Source organism: Allobosea sp. GW823-FHT02B03, from assembly GCF_058797755.1.
The window spans coordinates 332382-356324 of the sequence record NZ_JBXAJY010000007.1 but is presented as its reverse complement, the minus strand read 5'-3'; the positions used below and the strand labels follow the sequence as shown (position 1 = coordinate 356324).

Genomic DNA, 23943 nt, shown 5'->3' with positions numbered 1-23943 from the left:
TATGGTTGACTCAGGCAGCCGAAGGCAATGGGCCAACGCCATGAATTTACGTCCTGAACTGTGTCGCGCCGCGCGCGGACTGCTGAACTGGACGCAGGATCAGCTCGCAGCCACTGCCGGAGTCTCGCGCAGCACGGTCCGCGACTTCGAACGTGAGCGCCACGAGCTGCAGCGGGCCTCCGAGGCGCTTGTCCTCGCCGCTTTCGAGCGGGCCGGCGTTCGCTTCCTGCCGGATAGCCGCGAGGGGCCAGGCGTGCGGCTGCAGCGGAATCAGGAGCGCGACTGAGGTCGCGGGTTTTTCGCGAAGGCTGGCGGGCCGGGCCGAGTTGGGCCCCGGCGGCGACCATCCGCCGCAGAGCATGGCGCGGCCAGCATTGCCTTTCGGCTTCGTCAGGGGCGCGGTTCGGTTGCCGGCCGCTTGGCGTTCGCTCGATCTTGGTGGTGGACCCGCAGCAGACGCAACATGCGCGGCTTGCCGCGCGGATCCAGCCAGCCCGTGCGCTGTCCTGCGGAGAGCCCGAGCAGCGCGGTCCCGACCGGGCTCAGCACCGAGACCAGCCCGACCGCGGCATTGCCCCGGCCGGGAACGAGCGTCACCTCGCGGACGGCGCCGCTGCGCTCCTCCAGATACTGCCCGGGAACATGCAGGAACAGGCAGTCCTGCGGGGCCTGCGCAGCCTCGACCACGTGTGCGCGGTGTAGTTCGTCAGCCAGACGCGAGGCTGCAGCATAGCGGCCCGCTGCCATCGCCTGCGGGACGAGCGCCGAGAGAATGGCGAGGTCTTCATAGGTGATCGTGATCTGCGGAAGCGGGTTCACCTGTGCCTTTCCATCGGCCGCGGGGGCCATTTTGGGTTGACGAACGGTGCGGGCGGACCACCGGAATGGCCCGCCCGCTGATCATGCGTGCAGCTGTGGGCGCTGCGTTGGTTACTTGCTGGGCTTCCTGCCCAATTGCTGCTTGCTCAGATCGGCGATCGAGGAGGCGGCCTGTGCCGGTTGCTTCACCTGCTTCGGCTTCTTCGCTTCACGATTGCCTTTGCGCTTGTTGCTCATGTCGGTTCCTGTGGGCACGGATCTGCCGGGCCGGCGCGCGAAAGGGCTCGGCCGGGAGGCGGGCAGCATCCGGAGGGTCTCGATTGGCGCGATGTCGCACGGCGTCGCCGACCGGGCTCCGAGAGTCCGGTCCTGCGCCGCAAGACATGCGGGCGATGCGGTTCTCCCTGGCTCGGTCGCGCGGAGGCCGAAAAGGCGATGCGCCGAACCAGGGCTACCGGCGTGCGAGGCGAAGGGCCGTGCAGAAAACCCCTGCGGGGGGCTGGTTTCCGATCATGACGCGGAGACCATCGGACGAAGGTGAGTGAAAGTCAAATCTCGCGAAGGAGGAACTAAAATCTCAGAAATAAGTGCTATTAAAGAATTATATTTGGAAATGATGCTCTGTGAACCTGCCGTGTTTCGAAAAATATCTGTGCGGGTGATCGGTATTTCCTCTTTCTGTTGACGTTTTCGCTTTCGGGTGGACCGCAGGTGCTGTCCTGCCGGCTGCGCGCAGTCCTGTAGTCGCTGCCCGCGGCCCGGCCGCGTAGGGCAGCCGGGCTTCGGACGTGGGAGGCAGAGGGCCGCCCATGGCCTGCCCTCTGCCTGTCGGCCGGTACCGGCGCGATCAGCCCGCGAGGGCCGGCTCGGCTGCCCGCGTCGCGGCGGTGGCTGGCTTGCCCTCGAAGCTCAGCGGCCGGTCGCCTTCGGCATCGCGGATCCGCGTCGGCAGGCCCATCTGGTCGAGCAGGCGCAGGAAGGGGCGCGGCGCCAGCTCCTCGACATTGACCATCTTGCGCGCATCCCAGTCGCCCTTGGCGACGAGGATTGCCGCGGCGGCGGCCGGCACGCCGGCCGTGTAGGAGATCGCCTGGCTGCCGACCTCGGCATAGGCCTCCTCATGGTCGGCGACGTTGTAGATGAAGACCTCGCGCTTCTGCCCGTCCTTCACCCCCTTCACCACATCGCCGATGCAGGTCTTGCCGGCATAGTCCGGCGCCAGCGAGGACGGATCGGGCAGGACCGCCTTCACCACCTTGAGTGGCACCACTTCGAGCCCTTCCGCCGTCTTGACCGGCTGCTCTGAGAGCAGGCCGAGATTCCTCAGCACGGTGAAGACGTTGATGTAGCGCTCGCCGAAGCCCATCCAGAACCGGACGTTCGGCACGTCGAGATTCTTCGACAGCGAATGGATCTCGTCATGCCCGGTCAGATAGGTGGTGCGGTTGCCGACGACCGGCAGGTCCCATTTCTTGCTGACCTCGAACATCTTGTTCGCGGTCCACTCGCCCTTCTGCCAGGACCAGACCTGACCGGTGAACTCGCGGAAATTGATCTCGGGATCGAAATTCGTCGCGAAATAGCGGCCGTGGTCGCCAGCGTTGACGTCGACGATGTCGATGGAATCGATCTTGTCGAAATACTCGTCGCGCGCCAGCGCCGCGTAGGCGTTGACGACTCCGGGGTCGAAGCCGGCGCCGAGGATCGCGGTGATGCCTGCGCCGGCACAGTCGGCGTGCCGCTTCCACTCGTAATTGCCGTACCAGGGCGGCGTCTCGCAGATCTTCAGCGGGTCTTCGTGGATCGCCGTGTCGATATAGGCGGCACCCGTCGCGATGCAGGCCGACAGGATCGACATGTTGAGGAAGGCCGAGCCGACATTGATGACGATCTCGGCGCCGGTGTCGCGGATCAGCTGGGCGGTTCGTTCGACATCGAGCGCATCCAGCGCGTGGCCGACGAGCCGGCCGCCGGTCTTCAGGCTGCGTTTCTCGCGAACGGAGCGAAGGATCGCCTCGCATTTCTCGATGCTGCGCGAAGCGAGGTGGATGTCGCCGAGCACGTCGTTGTGCTGGGCGCATTTATGGGCGACGACCTGGCCGACGCCGCCGGCGCCGATGATCAGAACGTTCCTTTTCATTCTGCTGGGGTTTCCTTTCTGCAGAGAGGGGGAGGGTCAGGACAGGCTCGAGAGGTAGTCCTGGAAGGAGAATTCGCGGACGATGCGCACGCTGCCATCGGGCTCGCGCACGGCGATGGCCGGCATCTGGACGCCGTTGAACCAGTTCTTCTTCACCATGGTGTAGCCGGCTGCGTCCTGGATCGAGATCCGGTCGCCGGGCTTTAGCTCATGGGCAAAGTCGAACTCGCCGAAGACGTCGCCGGCCAGGCAGGACTTGCCGCAGATCGCATAGCGGTGGGGCCCGGCTTCGGCGGCGAGCTTGGCACTCTGCCGGTAGATCAGCAGGTCGAGCATGTGGGCCTCGATCGAGCTGTCGACGATGGCGAGGTGCTTGCCGTTGAACAGCGTGTCGAGGACGGTGACCTCGAGTGTCGTGCTCCTCGTCACCGCCGCCTCGCCGGGCTCGAGATAGACCTGCACGCCATAGCGTTGCGAGAAGCCCTTCAGCCGGTCGCAGAAGGCCTCGAGCGGGTAACCGTCAGCGGTGAAGTGGATGCCGCCGCCCAGGCTGACCCAGCTGACCTGCTTGAGCAGGGCCCCGAACTTCTCCTCGATCTGCACCAGCATCGCGTCGAAGCGCTGGAAATCGGCGTTCTCGCAGTTGTTGTGGATCATGAAGCCGTCGATCCGGCCGATGATCGCCGCGACCTTCTCCGCATCCCATTCGCCGAGGCGGCTGAACGGCCGCGCCGGGTCGGCGAGATCGAAGCCGGAGGCGCTGATCTGCGGGTTGAGGCGCAGGCCGCGGCTCGTCGCGTTGGTGGCGCCGGAGAAGCGCTCGAACTGGCTGATCGAGTTGAAGATGATCTTGTCGGAGTTGGCCAGGACCTCGTCGATCTCGTGATCGGCGAAAGCGACGCTGTAGGCGTGGGTCTCGCCGCCGAACTTCTCGCGGCCGAGCTTGACCTCGTTGAGCGCGGAGGAGGTCGTGCCGTCCATGTATTCGCGCATCAGGTCGAACACCGACCAGGTCGCGAAGCACTTCAGCGCTAGCAGCACCTTGGCGCCAGAGCGCGCACGGACACGGTCGATCGTCCGCAAATTGCGCAGCAGGCCTTCCTTGTCGATCAGGTAGTAGGGGGTCTGGATCATCGATGCGTCGCACCTGTCGAAAAGCGTGGAGCCGCGCCCGGGCCGGGTGGCCTCGGTCGCGACGTTGCAAGCCGGCACGCTCACCGTGGCGCGGTGTCGTGGCGGCGTTCTGAATTCGGGAATGGATCGGTCGTACGTGGCCGCCCGGGCAAGGCGCGGCCGGCGGTTACGGCATCGGCGATGCGAATGCCGTCTCCGCGCGCTGGATCAGCGCTTTCGCGCTGTTGCTCCGGCTCTTCTTTTCGGTGCGAAGCATGATTGCGGCACGACGCCGCGGCCCGGCGGGCTGGGCGGCGCTGTTGATCACCTCGATCGATGCGGTCGAGACCGGCATCGCAAAAGTTTCTTCCTTTTGGGAGGCGTCCAGTAAAACTGCGCCCATCCCCAATTGGAAGAGGGCGTCGTCAGACATGCCGTCCTCCCCAACCAGCAGATGTAGCCTGCATTAGGCGATACACGATCCTATAGCAGCTATCCCGGGAAAATCAACCGGCCGTCACTTTTTTGGAATTTCGTGACAGCAGTCTACAAAAGCTCTCAGAGGCCCGAGCCGTTGAAGTTTGAACTTTATATTACGATGAGCGGGAACGTGGTATTTTTTGCGTCTCTGTCGTTATTCTTGAAGCCCACATGCAGCGCTCAGCCGGCCGGGGCGGTGACCTCTCTGTCGAACGCGCGCAGGATGGCGTCCTGCGCTGTCAGGATGAGCGTCTTCAGCTCGGCTTCGTCGACCAGCGCGGCGGCGTCCTCCGACGAGAACCAGGACCGTTTGCGCTGGCGTTTCTCGGGCCAGCGCTGCAGCTCGTCCAGCACGTCGAGCGGGAACACCTCGACCCGGCAGAGCACGGACGTGCCGCGGCGCCGCCGCTTGCGATAATGATAGCTGCCGACCGGGGCGGCATCGGCCTGGCCGATGATGCCGGCCTCTTCATAGGCTTCGCGCGCAGCCGCCTCGGGAGCCGTCTTGCCGCGCATCGGCCAGCCCTTGGGGAGGACCCAGCGGCCGGTGTCCCGCGAGGTGATCAGCATGATGTCGAGGCTGCCGGCCTGCGATATCCGATGGGGAAGCGCTGCGTACTGGATGCGGATCGGCTCGCCCGGCGTCCGGCTTTCATGGCCTGGGTCAATCGTTTCATCGGCGATCTTCCGCATGGGAGCGGCGCGACCGGTAGTCCGCACGTCGTTGATCTCCTTTTCCAGATTGGGGCCGAGCGCCTTCAGGGCTGTCGGCGCTGAAACGCATAACAGCCCCAGGGGAGCGCTTCGGTGTTGGAGGGCTGGCGAAGCTTGCTTGGGCTCAGGCCCGCGCTGCGCTCTGCGCCGGAGCTGTCTGCTCTGCGGCGACCCGCAGGAGCTGGCTTGCGGCTTCGGAGTCCGCGGCGTCGCGCAACCCCTGTAGCAGGCGCGGCTCGCGCATCATCTTGCAGAATTTTGAGAGCGTGCCCAGGAAGTCGTCCATCGCCTCGGCCGGCCAGACCACGGCCAGCACAAGATCGACCGGGTCGCCATCGGCGGCGCCGAAATCGACCGGCTGCTCCAGGCGCATGAGCGCGACCCTGGGTTCGCCCAGAACGTCGGTTCGTGCGTGAGGCAGCGCGACGCCGCGGCCGAGCGCCGTGGAACCAAGCTGCTCGCGGGCGTTGAGGGCCTGAAGCACCGCCTTCCTGTCGCCGTCATCATCGCCCCGGCAGAGCCGGTCGGCGGCGCTCTCGATCGCCGCCTGCTTGCTTGCGGCAGGCAGGTCGAGCGCGATGTCCTCGGCTCCCAGAAATTTCATGATGTTCACTGCAGCTTCCATCTATGCCGATCCGCGCCGGTCATGGCGGAGCGGATGGTGCGCGCTCTCGCCGAATGGGCGTCATGTGCTCGAGTTGCCGTCGGAGAATGCCTGATTGCCCGGACGAGGCTGCAATGCGCGCGTCCGGGTTAAGCGCCGATCTTGGGGAATCCTGCCCTGAGAGGATCGTATAGCCAAAAACTGATCATGGCGCGCTAGGATTAGTATGCTTCGGCGGGAAGTCAAGCGTAGGCCCGCCTTCGGTCAAAAGCGCTTATCCTGTCGCGACTTGCCGCCGACGCGCGCCGCGAAGACAAGGTGATCATGCGCGATTTGTGAAAGGTGGCCTCGCATCGTTCCGTGATGTTTGGCGCTGGGCGCGCGCGTCTTTGCGCTGCGTCGAGATGCGGTCGGCGCTGCGGCAACTGCGCTTCGCTCATACAGGGATGCGCGCCGTCCCGCCAGCGCCTGCGACGCTCTGCCTTGATTTAAAACAATCATATTTGATGTATGTTAAATGGCCTTGACGATTCGGCCCTGCCCATGCGGCACTGTGGCCGGACCGGCGCGGATCGGGTTCGCGGACTCGATGTCGCAGATTGCATCGACGTGCGTGTAGCGAGCCGAGGACGACCGCCCATGATCGCCCAGTTGACGATTCCGGAACGACGGCTGGCGCTGTCCATCCTGGTCGCCGTGGCCCTGTGCGGGCTCCTGCTCACCGTCGCGGGCCAGGGCGACCCGATCGGCGTGCACGGCCTGATGTTCCTGGCCGCGGGGGTCGCCGGCATCTTTGTGGTGATCGCCGGCTATCTTTCGCCCGAGCCGAGCGCGGAGCGGCTGCAGAGCTATTACGACGAGCCGACCAAGTTCGGCATCGTCATGGCCATGGCTTGGGCGGTCGTCGGTCTCTTCGTCGGCGACTGGGTCGCCTGGCTCCTGGTCTATCCGGAGCTGACCTTCGACGCCGGCTGGGCGAGCTTCGGCCGCATCCGGCCGATCCACACCACCGGCGTGATCTTCGGCTTCGGCGGCAATGCGCTGATCGCAACCTCATTCTACGTCGTCCAGCGTACCTCGCGGGCACGGCTACCGGACCAGCTAAGTCCTTGGTTCGTGCTGCTCGGCTACAATCTCTTCTGCCTCATCGCCGTCACCGGCTACATGATGGGCATCACCCAGTCGAAGGAATATGCCGAGCCGGAATGGTACGCGGATATCTGGCTCGTGGTCGTCTGGGTCACCTATTTCATCCTCTACGTAAGGACGCTCGCCCGCCGCAAGGAGCCGCATATCTACGTCTCCAACTGGTATTACATGGCGTTCATCCTGGTCGTGGCGATCCTCCACATCGTCAACAACCTCGCCATGCCGATCTCGCTCGGCCAGGCGAAGAGCTATTCCGCCTTCTCCGGCGTCCAGGATGCGATGACGCAGTGGTGGTACGGCCACAACGCCGTCGCCTTCTTCCTGACCGCCGGCTTCCTCGGCATGATGTATTACTACCTGCCGAAGCGCGCCGACCGGCCGATCTACTCCTACCGGATGTCGATCATCAGCTTCTGGGGCATCACCTTCTTCTACATGTGGGCGGGCTCGCACCACCTGCACTACACGGCCCTGCCGCAATGGGTGCAGAGCCTCGGCGTGACCTTCTCGGTCATGCTGCTGGTGCCGTCCTGGGCCTCCGCGGGCAACGCGCTCCTGACCCTGAACGGCGCCTGGGACAAGGTGCGCGACGACGCGACTTTGCGCTTCATGATGGTCGCCGCCGTGTTCTACGGCCTCTCCACCTTCGAGGGCTCGTTCATGGCGATCCGCCAGGTCAACGCGCTATCGCACTACACCGACTGGACGGTCGGCCATGTCCATGCCGGCGCGCTCGGCTGGGTCGCGATGATCACCTTCGGCGCGATCTACGCCACCGTGCCCTGGCTCTGGAAGCGCAAGGCGATGTACTCGGCCGGGCTGGTCGAGGTGCATTTCTGGCTCGCCCTCGCCGGTACCGTCATCTACGTCTTCTCGATGTGGAATTCTGGCATCATCCAGGGGCTGATGTGGCGGACCTACAATGAAAGCGGAACGCTGGCCTATTCCTTCCTCGACTCGCTCGTGGCGATGCGGCCCTACTACATCGCCCGCGCGATCGGCGGCCTGCTCTTCCTGATCGGCGCGCTGGTCGGCTGCTACAATATCTGGATGACGGTCCGGGCCGCGCATCTGCACGATCCGGCCGCGGACAGTTCGGTGCCGGTTCCGGCCCCGGCCCTTCAGCCCGGGGAGTGACGCCGATGTTTGGTCTTCACTACCGCCTCGAACGCAAGACGCTCGGCTTCGTGCTGGCGGTGATCGGCGTCGCCAGCATTGGCGGGCTCGTCGAGATCGCGCCGCTCTTCACCATCAACCAGACGGTGGAGGACGCGCCCGACATGCGCGTCTACACGCCGCTGGAGGTGGCCGGCCGCAACATCTACATCCGCGAGGGCTGCTATGCCTGCCATTCGCAGATGATCCGGACCCTGCGCGACGAGGTCGAGCGCTACGGGCCCTATTCGCTCGCGGTCGAGTCGAAATACGACCATCCGATGCTGTGGGGGTCGAAGCGGACCGGCCCGGACCTCGCCCGCAATGGCGGCAAGTACTCCGACGCCTGGCATGTCGCGCATCTCAACAATCCGCGCGACGTCGTCCCGGTCTCGATCATGCCGGCCTATTCCTGGTTCCTGCGCACGCCGCTGCGGACCGACGATCTCGGCAAGCATCTGCGTTCGCTGCGCGCCGTCGGCGTGCCCTATACCGACGAGATGATCGCCAACGCCTCGGCCGACGCTTATGGCCAGGCGGCGCCGGACTCGCCCTTCGCCGAGGGCGTGAGCAAGCGCTATGGCGAGGCGACTTCGGTGCGTGCCTTCGACGGCAAGCCCAATGAACTGACCGAGATGGACGCAGTTGTCGCCTATCTCCAGATCCTCGGCCGCCTGACCGACGCCGCCCATAAGCCGGCCGTCGCAACGGAAACCGTGCCGGCAGGCACCAAGTCGGCGGAAGCCAAGCCTGCAGAAACCAAGCCAGCAGAAGCAACGCCATCCGGAGGCAAGCCATGAGCCTCGCCCACGACACGGCCGTCTGGTTCTCGAAATCCTACGGGCTGTTCTACTTGATCGGGCTCTCGGTCGCCGTTCTGGTCTACACTTACTGGCCGTCGAACAAGCAGCATTTCGACAAGGCCGCCGATTCCATCCTGCGCGACGAGGACCGACCATGGCGGTAGAAGAGCGGGACCCTCACAGCGGCTTCCTGACCACCGGTCATGAGTGGAGCGGCATCAAGGAGCTCAACACGCCGGTTCCCCGGGCGGTGTACTTCTTCCTGATCGCGACCTTCGTCTTCTCGCTCTTCTATTGGCTCTTGATGCCGGCCTGGCCGACAGGCGTGAGCTACACCAAGGGGCTGCTCGGCGCCGACGACCGCAAGAACATCGCGCGCTCGCTGGAGCAGGCCGAGCAGGCGCGCGCCTGGAGCAAGAAGATCGAGACCGCCGACTTCGCCGCGATCCAGGCCGATCCTGCTTTGATGACCATCGTGCGCCAGAGCGGGCGCACCCTGTTCGGCGACAATTGCGCGGTCTGCCACGGCACCGACGCCAAGGGCAGCAAGGGCTTCCCCGATCTCAGCGCCGCCTCGACGCTCTGGGGCGGCACGCCCGAGGCGCTGATGGAGACGATCCGGGTCGGAATCAATTCCGGCCATGGCGAGAGCCGCACCGCCCAGATGCTCGCCTTCGGCCGTGACGGCATGATCCCGCGCGCCGATGTCGAGAACGTCACCGCCTTCGTCCAGTCGCTGTCGGCGGCGCCCGGAACCTTCGACGCGGCAAAGGTCGAGGCCGGCAAGGCCGTCTACGCCGCCAATTGCGCCGCCTGCCATGGCGACGAGGGCAGGGGCAATGCCGAGCTCGGCGCGCCCGATCTGACCGACAAGGCCTGGACCTATGGCGGCGACACGCAGTCGATCTTCAATTCGATCTGGCATGGCCGGCAGGGCCAGATGCCGGCCTGGGAAAACCGGCTCTCGCCGGTCGACCGCAAGATCCTGGCGCTCTACCTCGCCGATCTCAGGAAGCCGCGGCCATGAGCGAGATCGTGTCCAGTCCGCAGGCGCGCCGACGCAAGCTCGTCGTGGGGCTGGCGGTCGGCGGCGGCTTGCTGCTGCTGGCCGGCGCCAATTGGCATCTGGTCCATGTCGCGATCTCATCCCAGCCCGATTGCGTTCCCCATCTCCGGCGGGGTGAGGGCGAGGGCCGGCCGGGTGCGTACAGCGCCGCCCGTTCAGCCTGCCAGTCGAGGTGACGGAATGAAGCCCACTCCGCAGCGAGGCGAACCATGATCATCCCGGCCGTCGTCCCTCCGCTTCCGCGCGAGAACAAATGGAGCCGCGGCCTGCCCGCTTCCGCCGCCTTCGACTGGTTGCGGGCCGGCTGGCAGGACATCGTCGACAACCCGGTGCCGAGCCTGAGCTACGGGCTCCTGGTCTTTTTAGTCTCTCTCGCCGTCGTTGCCTGCTTCTTCTCCTTCGGCTGGGACTACATCCTGTTCCCGGCCCTGGCCGGGTTCATGGTCGTCGGCCCCCTCTTCGCGATCGGACTCTACGAGAAGAGCCGCCGCCATGCCCTCGGCGAGCGCATCGGTCTCGGTCGCATGCTCTTCGTCAAGCCGGCTTCTGGTGGGCAGGTGCTGTTCACCGGCGTGCTGCTCTGCCTGCTGATGCTGGTGTGGATGCGCGCGGCGGTGCTGATCTACGCGCTGTTCTTCGGCCTGCGTCCCTTCCCGGGGCTCGACCACATCGTCGGCATGCTGTTCACCACGCCGGTCGGGCTGGCGATGCTTTTCGTCGGCAGTGCCGTCGGCGGCCTGTTCGCCGCCTTTTCCTTCGCGATCAGCGTCTTTGCGATCCCGATGCAGCTCGACAAGCGGGTCGACGCGCTGACGGCGATGGGCAGCAGCACCGCGCTGGTCTGGAACAACCTGCCGGTGATGCTCACCTGGGGCGCGATCGTCCTCGGCCTGTTCCTGCTGAGCCTGGCCACCGGCCTGCTCGGCCTGATCGTCGTGTTCCCGCTTCTTGGGCACGGCACCTGGTACGCCTATCGCGCGATCGCGGCCTGAGCGGCTGCTATCGCTTTCGGGAGCCTTCGATGAGTTGCTGCGCGCCCGGCGCCGACTATGCGACGGCGGATCACAGGCTGACCGCCGACGAGATCCTGCTGGCAAGCCGGCCTGTGGGCGGCGGAGCGCGCCAGACCGATCTCTCCGTGCCGGGCATCCATTGCGGCGGCTGCATCGCGACCATCGAGAAGGCACTGTCGGCACTGCCGGGCGTCCAGCGGGCCAGGGTCAACCTCTCGACCAAGCGGGTCTCGATCCGCTGGCGGGACGGAACGCCGCCGGCTTTCGCCGAAACGCTAGCCGGCGTCGGATACGAGGCGCATCTCGCCGATTTCGCCGAAACCGGCACCGACGCCGCGCTCTCCGAGCTCATCCGCGCGCTGGCGGTCGCCGGCTTCGCTTCGATGAACATCATGTTGCTCTCGGTCTCGGTCTGGTCCGGCGCCGAGCCGGCGACGCGCGACCTGTTCCACTGGATCTCGGCGCTGATCGCCCTGCCGGCGCTCGCCTATTCCGGCCGCGTCTTCTTTCGCTCCGCTTGGGGGGCGCTGCGCAAGGGCCGCACCAATATGGATGTGCCGATCTCGATCGGCGTCTCGCTCGCCTTCGCGCTCAGCCTCTACGAGACGGTGCATGGCGGCCCCCACGCCTATTTCGATGCGGCGATCTCGCTGCTCTTCTTCCTGCTGATCGGCCGAACGCTGGACCATGTCATGCGCGAGCGGGCTCGGGTTGCGGTAAAGGGTCTCGCCCGGCTCGCGGCGCGCGGCGCGCTCGTCATCGGCGCGGATGGTACCGGGACCTACCTGCCGGTCGCCGAGATCGAGCCCGGCATGACCATCCTGCTCGCCGCGGGGGAGCGCGTGCCGGTCGATGCCAGGGTGGTCGAAGGCGCATCTGAACTCGACTGCTCGCTGGTCTCGGGCGAAAGCCTGCCGCAGCCCGCCGTTGCCGGGCAGGCGCTGCAGGCCGGCACGCTCAACCTGACGCGCCCGCTGCAGATCACCGCGACCTCTGCCGCCCGGGATTCCTTCCTCGCCGAAATGGTGCGCATGATGGAGGCGGCCGAGGAGGGGCGCTCGCTCTATCGGCGCATCGCCGACCGGGCGGCGCGGCTCTATGCGCCGGTGATCCACCTCACCGCCTTCCTGACCTTCCTCGGCTGGATGTTGGCGACCGGCGATGCCCACCGTGCGATCACCGTCGCCATCGCGGTGCTGATCGTGACCTGCCCCTGCGCATTGGGCCTCGCCGTGCCGATGGTCCAGATCATGGCGGCACGCCGGCTGTTCGAGAAGGGCATCATGGTGAAGGACGGCGCCGCCATGGAGCGCCTCGCCGAGATCGACAGCGTCGTCTTCGACAAGACCGGCACGCTCACACAGGGCAATCCGCGCCTGCTCGATCCCGGGGCGAAGGAGCCTGCCGCCCTGTCGCTGGCGGCGGCGCTCGCGGCCCATTCGCGGCACCCCTATTCGCGCGCTCTGGTCGCAGCTTCCGGCGGGCTCGGCCGCCCCGCAGCCGGAACTGTCTTCTCCGAGATTTCGGAACTGCCGGGGGCGGGGCTCGAGGCGAAGGCCAGCGGCTCGCTCTATCGCCTCGGGCGGCCGGAATGGGCGCTCGGCGCCGATGCCGCGCCGGAGGCTGGGACGAACGAAGCTCGCGTCATGCTGAGCCGGGATGGCAAGGCGCTGGCGAGCTTCGACTTCGACGACCGGTTGCGGCCCGATGCGCGCGAGGCGATCGCGGGGCTTTCTGCCGCCGGTCTTGGAGTCGAAATCCTCTCCGGGGACCGCGAGGAGCCGGTCCGCCGACTGGCCACTGCGCTCGGCCTGCCGCATGGCGCAAGGGTCTCGCCCGGCGGCAAACTCGCCCATATCGAGGCCGCCGCGGCCGAGGGGCGCAAGGTGCTGATGGTCGGCGACGGCCTCAACGATGCACCGGCGCTGGCGCGTGCCCATGCCTCGATGGCACCGGGAACGGCCGCCGATATCGGGCGCAACGCCGCCGATTTCGTCTTCCTGCGCGAGAGCCTGCTCGCCGTGCCGCAGGCGCTCGCCGTAGCGCGCGAGGCCAGCAAGCTCGTCCGGCAGAACCTCTTCCTCGCCGTCGCCTACAACGCGATCGCGATCCCGATCGCTGTGCTCGGCTATGTCACGCCCTTGATCGCGGCCGTGACCATGTCGCTGTCCTCGCTTCTGGTGATCGGGAATGCGTTGCGGCTCGGCCGGCATGCCGCCGGCGGGCTCACACCGGTGCCGTCGGCGGAAGAGGTGGCGGGTGCGCCCGCCCTTGCCTTGCGATGATGGATTTCTTCTACCTGATCCCGATCGCCATCGCGCTCGGCGTCGTCGGGCTTTGCGCCTTCATGTGGTCGCTACGCAGTGGCCAGTACGAAGATCTCGACGGTGCGGCCGCTCGCATTCTTCTCGACGACGAGGCGATTCCGCCCGTAGAGCCGGCTTCGGAAGAGGGTGGGGGGGCCGCCTCCTCCGAGTCTATCGCAGGCCCGCCCCCGCCCGAAGCGCCGCCTCGGCCTCGCTGAGGCGCCGGGCCAGCGGCATCGCCGCTGCGGCTTCCGTCGCGGGCTCGAGCGCGCGCAGCACGAGGGCGCCGACATGCTCGGAGAGCTCCGACAGGCTGGCGGCGGCGTGGAAAGGCAGAACCTCCAGCGCTGCTTCCATGAAGACCTCGCAGGCATCCCGGACATGGTCCGGCGCCAGTTCGGGAAAGACCTCGTGCAGCGCGACGATCCCGCCGCCCTGTTCTCCGGTCTGCAGCAGCAGCGCGCCGAGAAAACGCGCGAAATCCTCCTCGAATTCCTGCCAGCGATTGCCGATGACCCTGTCGAGCCCGCCGCGCAGCCGCCTGTGGCGGCGCAGGCGCTCGCTGAGCGACTGCACGATCTCGTGCAGGATGTCGTCATCGACGAAGATCGACGGATCAAGCACCAGCGTCGCCATGCTGCTCGTTCCTTACCGGTTTGCGCTCCCGCGCAGAGCGGCGAGCGCGGCCGCGCGAAATCAATAAGATACATCGATAATGAATCTTATTATGCTTGGCCATGCATTGTTCGGCCTGCCGGGCAGGGGGGCGGGTGTCGGCCGTATTAGGAGGTGGCTTCCGACGCCCTGCGCCGCGCCGGCTTGGGGGTATCCTGTGTCGGCGCTGCGATGCCGAAATCCTCCGGCCTGAGCACAAGATCGGCCAGCGTGTAGCGGTCGAGCGTCGTCACGAAGGCGGTGAGCGCCTCGTTGAGCACGCCGCGCAGGCGGCAACGTGGCGTGACGAGGCAGCGATTACCGGCCTCGAAGCACTCGACCAGGGCGAAATCCGGCTCGGTTGTCCGTAGCACCGCGCCGACGCCGATTTCGCCGGGCGGCCGCGCCAAAACGAGGCCACCGGAGCGCCCGCGTATCGATTTGAGGAAGCCGGCACGCACCAGGAGATTGGCGACCTTCATCAGATGGGCCCGGGAAATACCGTAGACCGCGGCGGTTTCCTCGATCGTGATCAGCTGGCCGTCCCGCGTCGCCGCATACATCAGCAGGCGCAGGGAATAGTCGGAGAAGTTCGTCAAACGCATTGCGGCTTCCGGCGCTGTCGTCCCGGGCTGCAGTCGGGTCACGGTGAAAGATGTGGCCCCGTAGCATCTTTCGCAACCGCCCAGGCGGAATTCAGCTCTGAATCGGCTGGCAAGCGTTCTGCAGTTCCTCCGGCTCGCGCCAATCCGGCCCGCCAACAGAGCCTCGCGCGAACCGATCGATGCGATCGGAGCCGCCTCAGCGTTGGTGATGGCAGTCCTAGGCAGCGCTGACGGGAGCCGCTGCCCGGCCCGGCAGGTGTAGTGCCTTGTCGCCTATGTTCAGCCCGATCTGCAGGCTGTCGGCGACGCGCCGGGCCCGCCCGATGAAGAGGGCGGCGGCCGGGCCCGCGCAATGCGCGTTGACGACCCCTTCGAACAGCGCGAGCCAGCGCTCGAAATGCTCCACCGTCAGCCCGAGCCCGAAATGCGCGACATGCGGCTTGCCGCCATAGCGTCCGCTCATCAGCGTCAGCGACGACCAGAAGTCCACCATCGTCGCGAGATGCGCATCCCAGCCATCGCCGATCCGTTCCTCGAAGATCGGCCCGAGCAGGGCGTCCTGGCGGACGAGGGCATAGAAGCCATGCACGATCCGCTCGACCAGCGGCTCGGACACGTCCTGGGGAAGGGGTGGGATCAGGGTGATGATCCTTTTTAAGATGCATAATCGATGACACTTTTATAGGCGCGCAGTTGCCGGCTGTAAATCGCGGGTTCCATGAAGAGCGATCGCGGCCGGCTCTGGAACCCGCCCGCCCGGCTCTTCCTTGCTGCGACCTTGAGACGTAGTGACAGGAGTTGCGTGCAACAATATACAGTCAATTCCGTGAACCGCCTTCCCTGTCCCGAGCGAGTGCGAAGCCGATGGTTGACTGGACGCCCGACCTGACGCGCAGCGACAAGCCGCGCTATCTGGCGATCGCTGAGGCCATTGCCGAGGATATCGCCAACGGCCGACTCTCGGCCGGCGATCGATTGCCGCCCCAGCGCCAGCTTGCGAACAGGCTGGCGGTGGACTTCACCACGGTGGCGCGCGGCTATGTCGAGGCCCAGCGCCGCGGGCTCGTCGCGTCGCGCGTCGGCCAGGGCACCTTCGTCAAGGCGCCGGTCAGGCGGCGCGCAATCGCGCCCGAGCAGATCGACCTCTCGATGAACCTGCCGCCCGAGCCCGATGATCCAGCCCTGATCGCCCGGATGCGCGAAGGCATTGCCGAGGTCGGCGCCGATCTGGTTTCGCTGCTGCGCTATCAGGGCTTCGGCGGCTCGCGCTCCGACAAGGAAGCGGCCGCGATCTGGCTTGGCCGGCGCGGCCTCTCGCCGGCAGTCGAGCGCCTGTTCGTCGTTCCCGGCGCGCATTCCGCCCTGCTCGGCATGCTGAACGTGCTGGCGCGCCCGGGGGATGTCGTGCTGACGGAGGCACTGACCTATCCGGGCATCCGCTCGATTGCCGCGCAGCTCGGGATCCGGCTGGTCGGAATTGCCATGGATCGCGACGGCATCATGCCTGCCGCCTTCGCCGAAGCCTGCGAGAAGGCGAAGCCGAAGGCGCTCTACCTCAATCCGGTGCTGCATAATCCGACCACGCTGACAGTGCCGGAGGCCCGCCGTATCGAGCTTGCGGCGATCGCCCGTCGCCATCGTGTCGCGATCATTGAGGACGATGCCTACGGCTTTGTGCCAGCCGCTTCGCCGCCGCCCTTTGCTGCAATCGCGCCGGACTTGACCTGGCATGTCGCCGGCTTGTCGAAATGCATCGGGGCGGGCTTGCGCATCGCCTATGTCGTGACGCCCGATGCCCGCTCGGGCTGGCCTTTCGCGGCGGCGCTGCGCGCTGCCAGCGTCATGGCCTCGCCCTTGACCGCGGCGATCGCGACCCGCTGGATCGAGGATGGCACGGCCGACGCCATTCTGCGCTTCGTACGGGCGGAGGCCGGCGCCCGCCAGCGGCTCGCGGCGGAGGTGCTGGCGCCCGGCAGCTTCCGGGCCGATCCGCTGAGCTTCAATCTCTGGCTCGAGCTTCCTGCTCCCTGGACGCGCTCGGCTTTTGCCGGCCATATGCAGGCGACAGGGATCGGCGTGGCCGCAAGTGATGTCTTCGCCGCCGACGGAAATCCCCCCGAAGCGGTACGGGTCTGCCTGGGCGGCCCGCAAAGCCGCGATGCCGTCCGCGGCGCGCTGGAATTCATGGCGCATGCGCTCGGACATCCCCCCGAGATCAGCTCGACTGTCCTGTGAGTGGCTGAGGCATAGGGTCGCAATCCCAGCTGATTTGGCAATTGAGTGCATATAATATCGGAAATGACTGCTATGGTGCGGCCATGATCGACAAAGACGGTACGCACGCCCCGGAGGGGAAGATGGAACCTCGTACTTGGCCCAAGCTGTCGCCGTTCAAGACCGGCATGCGCGGGCGCTGCCCACGTTGTGGAGAAGGCAAGCTGTTCGACGGCTTTCTGACGCTGAAGCCGCGCTGCGAGGCCTGCGGGCTCGATTACAGCTTCGCCGATCCTGCCGACGGGCCGGCCTTCTTCGTCATGATGTTCGTCTGCATCCCGGCGCTGTCCTTCGCGCTCTGGCTGGAGCTCGCCTATGAGCCGGCTGCCTGGGTCCATCTGGTGACGACGCTGCCGATCGTACTCGTGACCTGCATTCCGCCCTTGCGACCGCTGAAAGGTTGGCTCGTGGCCTCGCAGTACTTCTTCAAGGCTGAGGAAGGCCGGCTCGCCAAGCCGCGCCCGGTTGAGGCGCCGGCGCCCGAGGCCGCGCCGCGCTGAAACGAGGCGCGGCGCCGGCCTTCGGTCGAGCGTTGCTGCCGCTCTCATCGGTAAGGAAGCGGTGACGCGACGGCCGATAGATGGCCTGCTGCGACGGGCTTGCAGGCCCGTCGCCGGTGCATCCGGAATATTGCCTTGCCCTCGGTCCGGGCGCGCCCGGAAAAAGTCGTAGCGGCTCTGTAATAACGGCGGCTCGGGAGCTCCATCTTCCGGAGGGCGCGCCGTTGGCCGGTCACGAATTCAGCGTTGCGATCCTCGTCTTCTTCCTGCTGTCCGGCGCCGGTCTCGCGAGCCTGCTCCTGCATCGCAAGCTGCCCGATCGCTATCGTCAGGACGACACCGCCGCGATCATCAGGATGGTGGCGAATGTCTTCGTCGTCGTGACCTCGCTGGTGCTCGGGCTGATGGTCAACTCGGCAAAGAACACCTTCGAAACCGCCGACCGGGACGTCCATGCCATCGCGACCGAGATCATCCTGCTCGACAAGCTCCTGCGGCGCTTCGGCGAGGCCGGAGACGAAGCCCGCCGCGATCTCCTCGGCTATGTGAAACAGGCAAGTGCGGTCGCCCGGACCAAGGCGAACGGCTTGGCCGATTCAAGCCAGCGCGGCGAGGATCTGCTCGACCGGGCGGGCGATAGCCTGCGCGCCATCACGCCGACGGGCGGCGCCCAGATGGCGTTGTGGGAGCAGGCGCTGACGAAGTACCAGGCCGTCTTCGACCTGCGCTGGAAGCTCGTTCAGCAGGCTGACGGGACGATCCCATCCGCGCTGCTCGCGATGGTCGTGCTCTGGCTGGCCCTGATCTTCGGAAGCTTCGGCTATCGCGCCCCGGCCAACTTCATCGTCGTCCTGTCCATCCTGCTGGCCGCGGCGCTCATGGCGGCGACCATCTATCTGATCGTGGACATGGATGTGCCCTTCGGCGGCCCGATGAGCGTCTCCCGCGGGCCGATCGACCGCGTGCTCGATGCGCTCTCCCGATAGACCGGCCTTCCGTTCGCCGCGAGGACAGTTGCCGTGATCTCGATTCTGGCATAATGTATGCCAGATCAGGGTGCCGCTGAACTGCCCCTGGCGGAGGAACCGGGTCATGAGAATCCACGAGTTCCAGGCAAAGCAACTCTTGGCGGGCTACGGGCTGAACGTCCCGGACGGCAGTGTCGCGATCACGGGCCGCGAGGCCGGCGAAATCGCACGGCGTCTCGGCGGGCCCACGATGGTCAAGGCGCAGATTCATGCCGGCGGGCGCCAGAATGCCGGCGGCATCCGGCTGGTCGACGATCCCGCTGCCGCCGAGGCAGCCGCGGACGGGCTGCTCGGCAGCTCGCTGGTCACCGCGCAGACCGGGCCGGCCGGCCAGAAGATCAGGCGGGTCCTCGTCGAAGCCGCGGTGGCCGCGGTGCGCGAGCTGCATCTCGCCTTGCTGATCGATGCCTCCTCGGGTGAGCTGATGCTGATCGGCAGCGCCAAGGGCGGCGTCGATGTCGAGGAGCAGGCGGCAAGCGGCGACATCCGGCTCAACTGGCTCGGCCTCGGCGACGGCAGCGAGGCGCGGGGGAAGGAGGTCGCGACCTTCGTTGCGGCGCTCGGGCTCGACGGCGCGCTGCACGAGCAGGGCTGCGTCCTTGTCGACGGGCTGCGCCGTGCCTTCCTCGATTTCGATGCCAGCCTGATCGAGATCAACCCGCTTGCGGTCACGGCGGCGGGCGCACTCGTCGCTCTCGACACCAAGATGGTGCTCGACGACAACGCGCTGTTCCGGCATCCGGAGCTGGCGGCGCTGCGCGACGAGGATGATGGCAGCGCCGCCGAACTGCAGGCGCAGCGCCACCAGCTCAACTATGTCCAGCTTGATGGCGACATCGGCATGGTGGCGAACGGCGCCGGGCTCGGCCTCGCCACGCTCGACATGCTCGTCGCTGCCAAGGGCCGGCCGGCCAATTTCATGGATATCCGGACCACCGCCAAGAGTCTCGACATCGCTCATGGCTTCGGGCTGCTGCTCGACAATCCGGCGACACGCGCGATCGTGGTCAACGTCCATGGCGGCGGCATGCAGCCCTGCGATACCATCGCCGAAGGGCTCGGCATCGCCTTGCGCCGTAGCGGGCGATCCTTGCCGCTGGTCGTGCGGCTGGCCGGCAACAATGCCGATTTCGCCCGGTCACGCCTGCAGAACTTCGGCTGCGCCGTGATCGATTGTCCCGACATGTGGTCCGCCGCCTCGCAGGCTGTCGCGCTGGCGCAGAGGGGAGCCTGAGCCATGGCCGTCTTTCTGAACCGTGAGACCCGTGTCCTCTGCCAGGGCATGACCGGCTGGGCCGGCACCCATCATGTCGCGCGGATGATGGAGTACGGAACCCAGGTCGTCGGCGGCGTGACGCCGGGCAAGGGCGGTCGCTCGCACCTGAATTTGCCCGTCTACGAGCGCGTTGCAGAAGCGCGGCGCGAGACCGGCGCCAATGCCAGCATCGTCTTCGTGCCGCCGGCCAATGCCGCCGCCGCGATGATCGAGGCGATCGAGGCCGAGATGCCGCTGGTCGTCACCGTCACCGAGCGCGTGCCGACGCTCGACATGGTGCGGGTGAAGGCTGCGCTGAAGGGCGGGCGCACTACCCTGGTCGGCGCCAACTCGCAGGGCATATTGGTGCCGGGCGTCGGCAAGCTCGGCGTCATGGCGACCGGCAGCGAACGTCCGGGTGGCGTCGGCATCGTCTCGCGTTCGGCCTCGCTGACCAGCGAGGTCGTGGCGCAGGTCACCGCGGCGGGGCTCGGCCAATCGTCGACGATCGGGGTCGGGGGCGATCCTGTGCACGGTATCGGCATGCGCGAATGCCTCGCGCTCCTGCTGGAGGATGCCGACACCGACTGTGTCGTGCTGATCGGCGAGATCGGCGGCACGCAGGAGGAAGAGGTCGCCGACTATCTCTCCGACGTCCGGACCTCGAAGCCAGTTGTCGCCCTGATCGTCGGCCGCGAGGCGCCGATCGAGCGCCGGATGGGCCATGCCGGAGCGTTCGCGCTCAGCGGCAAGGGCGATGCCGCCGGCAAGATCAGGGCGCTGGAGGCGGCCGGGGTCAGGATCGCGCCGAGCGCCCATCTTGTCGGCGAGACGGTCAGGCAGGCGCTGGCCGGGCGGGGGTGACCTCGCCTCAGGACCCGATCTGCCGCATCAGCCCGAGCGCATCCATCAGGATCCGCGTGTCCTTGATCCGGCCGCGCTCGATGCGATCGATCACCATGCCCCAGACCGATACCGTTCGGCCGGAGGCAGGAACGCCGAAGAACTCGCCATCATGCGTGCCGGTCCATGTGAAGCGCGTCAGGACCTTGTCGGCTTCGGCGATCTGCTCGTCGATGGTCCAATGCATGTCCGGGAAGGCCGCGAACAGCCCGCGCAGCACGTCCTTCAGCCCGGAAAGGCCGGGCCCTTGTCCCGGAAACGGTACCTGTTCGACGACATCCTCGGCGACATAGGTGCCCGCCGCGTCGAGGTCCCGGCCGTTGATGACCCGCCCGACGAAATCGCGCACCAGCAGCTTGTTCTCATCGGCGCTCATACCGGCCTCGTTCAAAAAGCGGCTCCGGCATCGGAGCAGGTTCGGCAGTTTTGCTGAGTTCGGTCCGTCTGGCAGCGTCGTCACCTTCCCCTGTGCCGCAGCAATCCGCAACGCGCTGGCTCAAGCCTCTTCCCGCTTCGGCAGTCGGCCGCCGATCGAGCGGGTGATCTCGTCGGCGGCGCGGCGGACCATCGGGCCGTAATCGTCCAGCTTGCGCGGGGTCACGCGCACGGCCGGCCCCGACACGGAAACGCCGGCGATCGCCTCCGCGTGCTCGTTGAAGATCGGGGCGGCAACGCAGCGCATGCCCAGCGAACGCTCCTCGTCGTCGAGCGCCCAGCCATTCCGGCGACCCTCCGCGAGCTCGCTCAGGAGCTCGCCGAGATCGGTGATCGTGTGCTCGGTGAAGCGCTCGAGCCGCCGCACGGCGCAGATCTGCCGCACGCGGTGCTCGGGAAACTCGGCCAGCAGCGCCTTGCCGACGCCCGAGGCGTGCATCGCGCCGCGGCTGCCCGCCCGGAAGAAGGCGCGAAGCGTGTCATGGCTCTCGATCTGCGAGATGAAGACGACCTCGCCATCGTCCTCGATGCCGAGATTGACGGTCTCGCCGGTCGCCTCCATCAGCGCATGCATGGCGGCGCGTCCCATGCTCGCGACGCGGCGATTGCGCAGGAAGGCCGAGCCGGTCTTGAACGCGCCGACCCCGACCAGCCAGAGGCCGCGCTCCATGTCGTGCTGGACGTAGGCGCGGCTCTCCAGGGTCAGCAGGATCCGGTGCACGGTGGAGGCCGAGACGCCCGAGCGGCGGCTGAGCTCGCTGAGCGTCAGCCCGTCTTCCTCGGCGAGGATCTCGAGCAATGTCAGCCCGCGATCGAGCGCCTGCACCGCCCCGCCGACGACCGCCGCCTTCAGCGAGCGTGGTCGCCCGCGTCCCTTGCGTTGCTCGATCGCGCTCATGCGCGCCTCCGTGATCGCCAGCTTGCAAGCATGAGAGCACAGGCGGGCTGCCATGGCGAATTCAAAGCGAAATGATTTTTCGGGCTTCTGGCTAGCGATGACATGATTAAAGATAAGGCACGGATATAAAACAGATAATTATATTTCTCGAGAGTATGAAAAAATATTCTGAAATAAATTGACCGACGCCAGTATCTGGCATTTGGTATGCCAATAGCGGTTTTCTCGCGGGAGAACGGGCATGCCGAAAATGCGAGCTGTCGAGGCTGCGGTCAGGGTTCTGGAGCGCGAAGGCGTGACCCAGGCGTTCGGCGTGCCGGGCGCGGCGATCAACCCGCTCTATGCTGCCCTGAAGAGCCGCGGCTCGATCCACCATATCTTGGCGCGCCATGTCGAGGGCGCCTCGCATATGGCCGAGGGCTATACCCGGGCCAAGGCCGGCAATATCGGCGTCTGCATCGGCACGTCAGGCCCGGCCGGCACCGACATGATCACCGGGCTCTATTCGGCCGGCGCCGATTCCATCCCGATCCTCTGCATCACCGGTCAGGCGCCGCGCGCCCGGCTCTACAAGGAGGATTTCCAGGCCGTCGACATCGAGGCGATCGCCAAGCCGGTGACCAAATGGGCGGTGACGGTGCGCGAGCCGGCCCTGGTGCCGCGCGTCTTCCAGCAGGCCTTCCACATCATGCGCTCGGGTCGTCCAGGCCCGGTGCTGATCGACCTGCCGGTCGACGTCCAGATGGCCGAGATCGAATTCGACGACGAGACCTATGAGCCGCTGCCGGTCTACAAGCCGGCCGCCTCGCGCCGCCAGATCGAGAAGGCGATGGCGATGCTGGCTGCCGCGGAGCGGCCGCTGATCGTCGCCGGCGGCGGCGTCATCAACGCCGACGCCGCAGAGCTTCTGGTCGAGTTCGCCGAACTGACCGGCGTGCCGGTGGTGCCGACGCTGATGGGCTGGGGCGCGATCCCCGACGACCACCCGCTGATGGCCGGCATGGTCGGGCTGCAGACCAGCCACCGTTACGGCAATGCGACGATGCTCGCCTCCGACTTCGTGCTCGGCATCGGCAATCGCTGGGCCAACCGGCATACGGGCTCGATCGAGACCTACACCAAGGGGCGCAAATTCGTTCATGTCGATATCGAGCCGACCCAGATCGGCCGCGTCTTCGATCCGGATTTCGGTATCGTCTCGGACGCCAAGGCGGCGCTGGAGCTCTTCGTCGCCGTTGCGCGCGAGCAGGAAGGCAGGGGGCAGCTCAGGAACCGCAGCGCCTGGGCAAACGAATGCCTCGGCCGGCGCGAAACCATGGGGCGCAAGAGCCATTTCGACGAGGTGCCGCTGAAGCCCCAGCGGGTCTATGAGGAAATGAATGAGGCCTTCGGCCGCGACGTCTGCTACGTCTCGACCATCGGCCTGTCGCAGATCGCCGGCGCCCAGTTCCTGCACGTCTACAATCCGCGACACTGGATCAATTGCGGCCAGGCCGGCCCGCTCGGCTGGACCCTGCCGGCGGCGCTCGGCGTGCGCGCCGCCGACCCCGAGCGCGAGATCGTGGCGCTCTCGGGCGATTACGACTTCCAGTTCCTGATCGAGGAGCTGGCAGTCGGGGCACAGTTCAAGCTGCCCTACATCCACATCGTCGTGAACAACTCCTATCTCGGCCTGATCCGCCAGGCACAGCGCGCCTTCGACATGGATTTCCAGGTCGGGCTCGCCTTCGAGAACGTCAATGCGCCCGATCTCGGCGGCTATGGCGTCGACCATGTCGCCGTCGCCGAAGGGCTCGGCTGCAAGGCGATCCGGGTCAAGAGCCCGAACGAGTTCAAGGCGGCCTTCGCCCAGGCCCGGGCCTGGCTCGCGGAATACCGGGTTCCGGTGGTGATGGAGTTCATCCTGGAGCGGGTCACCAACATCGCGATGGGCGCCGAGATCGACAATGTCGTCGAGTTCGAGGCGGTGCTCGACCTGCCGCTGCCCGAGCCCGAGCTGCAGCCCGCCCAGTAAGCCGACCGGCCAAAG

Annotated in this window: 26 protein-coding genes and 1 pseudogene; 15 read left to right on the top strand and 12 right to left on the bottom strand. The window is 66.6% G+C overall.

Annotation, left to right across the window (positions count from 1 at the left end):
• Position 1: 1 nt before the first annotated feature.
• Entirely contained in the window at positions 2-286 is a 285-nt protein-coding gene (locus AC1REK_RS24465) for a helix-turn-helix transcriptional regulator (RefSeq protein WP_390893169.1), read from the top strand.
• A gap of 104 nt (positions 287-390) precedes the next feature.
• Here AC1REK_RS24465 and AC1REK_RS24460 read toward each other — a convergent pair whose 3' ends face one another.
• The 7 genes from AC1REK_RS24460 to AC1REK_RS24430 all read right to left on the bottom strand — a co-directional run bounded on the left by AC1REK_RS24460 (position 391) and on the right by AC1REK_RS24430 (position 5870).
• Positions 391-819 (bottom strand): GreA/GreB family elongation factor, encoded by a 429-nt coding sequence (locus AC1REK_RS24460; protein WP_492269606.1) that lies wholly within the window; start codon positions 817-819, stop codon positions 391-393.
• Positions 820-930: 111 nt separating this feature from the next.
• Complete coding sequence (locus AC1REK_RS24455; RefSeq protein WP_316016371.1) at positions 931-1056, bottom strand: hypothetical protein; 126 nt, start codon at positions 1054-1056, stop codon at positions 931-933.
• A gap of 610 nt (positions 1057-1666) precedes the next feature.
• Entirely contained in the window at positions 1667-2959 is a 1293-nt protein-coding gene (locus tag AC1REK_RS24450; protein ID WP_492269607.1) for a saccharopine dehydrogenase family protein, read from the bottom strand.
• Between the two features lie 36 nt (positions 2960-2995).
• Positions 2996-4093, bottom strand: a complete 1098-nt coding sequence (locus AC1REK_RS24445; RefSeq protein ID WP_492269608.1) for a carboxynorspermidine decarboxylase — start codon at positions 4091-4093, stop codon at positions 2996-2998.
• A gap of 166 nt (positions 4094-4259) precedes the next feature.
• The gene (locus AC1REK_RS24440) at positions 4260-4505 is read right to left on the bottom strand and encodes a hypothetical protein (RefSeq protein ID WP_492269609.1); all 246 of its coding nucleotides are present in this window, start codon (positions 4503-4505) and stop codon (positions 4260-4262) included.
• Positions 4506-4732: 227 nt separating this feature from the next.
• Positions 4733-5272, bottom strand: coding sequence for an NUDIX hydrolase (locus AC1REK_RS24435; RefSeq protein ID WP_492269610.1), 540 nt, complete (start codon positions 5270-5272; stop codon positions 4733-4735).
• A 118-nt stretch (positions 5273-5390) separates the two neighbouring features.
• Complete coding sequence (locus AC1REK_RS24430; protein WP_327522818.1) at positions 5391-5870, bottom strand: PTS sugar transporter subunit IIA; 480 nt, start codon at positions 5868-5870, stop codon at positions 5391-5393.
• A gap of 639 nt (positions 5871-6509) precedes the next feature.
• Between AC1REK_RS24430 and ccoN the strand changes: the two genes are divergently transcribed.
• From ccoN to ccoS, 8 genes and pseudogenes are all read left to right on the top strand, one after another.
• Positions 6510-8156: a cytochrome-c oxidase, cbb3-type subunit I gene (ccoN, locus tag AC1REK_RS24425; protein ID WP_492269611.1), complete on the top strand. Its 1647-nt coding sequence runs from the start codon at positions 6510-6512 to the stop codon at positions 8154-8156.
• Between the two features lie 5 nt (positions 8157-8161).
• On the top strand, positions 8162-8974 hold the full coding sequence (gene ccoO / locus AC1REK_RS24420) for a cytochrome-c oxidase, cbb3-type subunit II (protein ID WP_492269612.1): 813 nt from the start codon (positions 8162-8164) through the stop codon (positions 8972-8974).
• Positions 8971-9141 carry a cbb3-type cytochrome c oxidase subunit 3 gene (locus tag AC1REK_RS24415; RefSeq protein WP_066475718.1) on the top strand — a complete coding sequence of 57 codons (171 nt, stop codon included), beginning with the start codon at positions 8971-8973 and terminating at the stop codon, positions 9139-9141. Before ccoO ends, AC1REK_RS24415 begins: the two co-directional genes overlap by 4 nt.
• A complete protein-coding gene (ccoP, locus tag AC1REK_RS24410) occupies positions 9132-10004 on the top strand; it encodes a cytochrome-c oxidase, cbb3-type subunit III (protein WP_492269613.1) in 873 nt (290 codons plus the stop codon). Before AC1REK_RS24415 ends, ccoP begins: the two co-directional genes overlap by 10 nt.
• Entirely contained in the window at positions 10001-10219 is a 219-nt protein-coding gene (locus tag AC1REK_RS24405) for a hypothetical protein (RefSeq protein WP_492269614.1), read from the top strand. Before ccoP ends, AC1REK_RS24405 begins: the two co-directional genes overlap by 4 nt.
• A 33-nt stretch (positions 10220-10252) precedes the next feature.
• Entirely contained in the window at positions 10253-11035 is a 783-nt protein-coding gene (locus AC1REK_RS24400) for a DUF2189 domain-containing protein (protein ID WP_492269615.1), read from the top strand.
• Positions 11036-11064: 29 nt separating this feature from the next.
• Entirely contained in the window at positions 11065-13341 is a 2277-nt protein-coding gene (locus tag AC1REK_RS24395; RefSeq protein WP_492269616.1) for a heavy metal translocating P-type ATPase, read from the top strand.
• Positions 13338-13484 (top strand): annotated as a pseudogene (ccoS, locus tag AC1REK_RS24390) (cbb3-type cytochrome oxidase assembly protein CcoS); the annotation flags it as partial. The gene AC1REK_RS24395 and the pseudogene ccoS, both read left to right, overlap by 4 nt.
• Positions 13485-13533: 49 nt before the next feature.
• Here ccoS and AC1REK_RS24385 read toward each other — a convergent pair.
• The 3 genes from AC1REK_RS24385 to AC1REK_RS24375 form a co-directional block, all read right to left on the bottom strand.
• Complete coding sequence (locus AC1REK_RS24385) at positions 13534-13998, bottom strand: hypothetical protein (protein WP_492269617.1); 465 nt, start codon at positions 13996-13998, stop codon at positions 13534-13536.
• Positions 13999-14144: 146 nt separating this feature from the next.
• Entirely contained in the window at positions 14145-14621 is a 477-nt protein-coding gene (locus tag AC1REK_RS24380) for an RrF2 family transcriptional regulator (RefSeq protein ID WP_492269618.1), read from the bottom strand.
• A gap of 217 nt (positions 14622-14838) precedes the next feature.
• Positions 14839-15237 carry a group III truncated hemoglobin gene (locus tag AC1REK_RS24375; protein WP_492269619.1) on the bottom strand — a complete coding sequence of 133 codons (399 nt, stop codon included), beginning with the start codon at positions 15235-15237 and terminating at the stop codon, positions 14839-14841.
• A 248-nt stretch (positions 15238-15485) separates the two neighbouring features.
• Here AC1REK_RS24375 and AC1REK_RS24370 point away from each other — a divergent pair, with 248 nt between their 5' ends.
• The 5 genes from AC1REK_RS24370 to sucD all read left to right on the top strand — a co-directional run bounded on the left by AC1REK_RS24370 (position 15486) and on the right by sucD (position 20542).
• The gene (locus AC1REK_RS24370) at positions 15486-16856 is read left to right on the top strand and encodes an aminotransferase-like domain-containing protein (protein ID WP_492269620.1); all 1371 of its coding nucleotides are present in this window, start codon (positions 15486-15488) and stop codon (positions 16854-16856) included.
• Between the two features lie 122 nt (positions 16857-16978).
• Positions 16979-17395 (top strand): DUF983 domain-containing protein, encoded by a 417-nt coding sequence (locus AC1REK_RS24365; protein ID WP_492269621.1) that lies wholly within the window; start codon positions 16979-16981, stop codon positions 17393-17395.
• 224 nt (positions 17396-17619) lie between these two features.
• Positions 17620-18381 (top strand): bestrophin-like domain, encoded by a 762-nt coding sequence (locus AC1REK_RS24360; RefSeq protein ID WP_492269622.1) that lies wholly within the window; start codon positions 17620-17622, stop codon positions 18379-18381.
• A gap of 106 nt (positions 18382-18487) precedes the next feature.
• Positions 18488-19657 (top strand): ADP-forming succinate--CoA ligase subunit beta, encoded by a 1170-nt coding sequence (gene sucC, locus AC1REK_RS24355; protein WP_492269623.1) that lies wholly within the window; start codon positions 18488-18490, stop codon positions 19655-19657.
• A gap of 3 nt (positions 19658-19660) precedes the next feature.
• Positions 19661-20542 carry a succinate--CoA ligase subunit alpha gene (gene sucD, locus AC1REK_RS24350; protein WP_492269624.1) on the top strand — a complete coding sequence of 294 codons (882 nt, stop codon included), beginning with the start codon at positions 19661-19663 and terminating at the stop codon, positions 20540-20542.
• A 7-nt stretch (positions 20543-20549) separates the two neighbouring features.
• Here sucD and AC1REK_RS24345 read toward each other — a convergent pair whose 3' ends face one another.
• Positions 20550-20957, bottom strand: a complete 408-nt coding sequence (locus AC1REK_RS24345; RefSeq protein WP_492269625.1) for an ester cyclase — start codon at positions 20955-20957, stop codon at positions 20550-20552.
• A gap of 120 nt (positions 20958-21077) precedes the next feature.
• Positions 21078-21914 (bottom strand): HTH-type transcriptional regulator BhcR, encoded by an 837-nt coding sequence (gene bhcR / locus AC1REK_RS24340; RefSeq protein WP_492269626.1) that lies wholly within the window; start codon positions 21912-21914, stop codon positions 21078-21080.
• Positions 21915-22155: 241 nt separating this feature from the next.
• Between bhcR and gcl the strand changes: the two genes are divergently transcribed.
• Positions 22156-23928 (top strand): glyoxylate carboligase, encoded by a 1773-nt coding sequence (gcl, locus tag AC1REK_RS24335; RefSeq protein ID WP_492269627.1) that lies wholly within the window; start codon positions 22156-22158, stop codon positions 23926-23928.
• The last annotated feature ends 15 nt before the right edge of the window (positions 23929-23943 follow it).

Coding starts and splice junctions, on each gene's coding strand:
- AC1REK_RS24465 (WP_390893169.1), top strand. CDS start 2: ATGGTTGACTCAGGCAGCCGAAGGCAATGGGCCAACGCCATGAATTTA.
- sucD (WP_492269624.1), top strand. CDS start 19,661: ATGGCCGTCTTTCTGAACCGTGAGACCCGTGTCCTCTGCCAGGGCATG.
- ccoP (WP_492269613.1), top strand. CDS start 9,132: ATGGCGGTAGAAGAGCGGGACCCTCACAGCGGCTTCCTGACCACCGGT.
- gcl (WP_492269627.1), top strand. CDS start 22,156: ATGCCGAAAATGCGAGCTGTCGAGGCTGCGGTCAGGGTTCTGGAGCGC.
- AC1REK_RS24415 (WP_066475718.1), top strand. CDS start 8,971: ATGAGCCTCGCCCACGACACGGCCGTCTGGTTCTCGAAATCCTACGGG.
- AC1REK_RS24405 (WP_492269614.1), top strand. CDS start 10,001: ATGAGCGAGATCGTGTCCAGTCCGCAGGCGCGCCGACGCAAGCTCGTC.
- sucC (WP_492269623.1), top strand. CDS start 18,488: ATGAGAATCCACGAGTTCCAGGCAAAGCAACTCTTGGCGGGCTACGGG.
- bhcR (WP_492269626.1), bottom strand. CDS start 21,914: ATGAGCGCGATCGAGCAACGCAAGGGACGCGGGCGACCACGCTCGCTG.
- AC1REK_RS24455 (WP_316016371.1), bottom strand. CDS start 1,056: ATGAGCAACAAGCGCAAAGGCAATCGTGAAGCGAAGAAGCCGAAGCAG.
- AC1REK_RS24450 (WP_492269607.1), bottom strand. CDS start 2,959: ATGAAAAGGAACGTTCTGATCATCGGCGCCGGCGGCGTCGGCCAGGTC.
- AC1REK_RS24345 (WP_492269625.1), bottom strand. CDS start 20,957: ATGAGCGCCGATGAGAACAAGCTGCTGGTGCGCGATTTCGTCGGGCGG.
- AC1REK_RS24370 (WP_492269620.1), top strand. CDS start 15,486: ATGGTTGACTGGACGCCCGACCTGACGCGCAGCGACAAGCCGCGCTAT.
- AC1REK_RS24380 (WP_492269618.1), bottom strand. CDS start 14,621: ATGCGTTTGACGAACTTCTCCGACTATTCCCTGCGCCTGCTGATGTAT.
- ccoO (WP_492269612.1), top strand. CDS start 8,162: ATGTTTGGTCTTCACTACCGCCTCGAACGCAAGACGCTCGGCTTCGTG.
- AC1REK_RS24365 (WP_492269621.1), top strand. CDS start 16,979: ATGGAACCTCGTACTTGGCCCAAGCTGTCGCCGTTCAAGACCGGCATG.
- AC1REK_RS24440 (WP_492269609.1), bottom strand. CDS start 4,505: ATGTCTGACGACGCCCTCTTCCAATTGGGGATGGGCGCAGTTTTACTG.
- AC1REK_RS24430 (WP_327522818.1), bottom strand. CDS start 5,870: ATGAAATTTCTGGGAGCCGAGGACATCGCGCTCGACCTGCCTGCCGCA.
- AC1REK_RS24400 (WP_492269615.1), top strand. CDS start 10,253: ATGATCATCCCGGCCGTCGTCCCTCCGCTTCCGCGCGAGAACAAATGG.
- AC1REK_RS24385 (WP_492269617.1), bottom strand. CDS start 13,998: ATGGCGACGCTGGTGCTTGATCCGTCGATCTTCGTCGATGACGACATC.
- AC1REK_RS24445 (WP_492269608.1), bottom strand. CDS start 4,093: ATGATCCAGACCCCCTACTACCTGATCGACAAGGAAGGCCTGCTGCGC.
- AC1REK_RS24395 (WP_492269616.1), top strand. CDS start 11,065: ATGAGTTGCTGCGCGCCCGGCGCCGACTATGCGACGGCGGATCACAGG.
- ccoN (WP_492269611.1), top strand. CDS start 6,510: ATGATCGCCCAGTTGACGATTCCGGAACGACGGCTGGCGCTGTCCATC.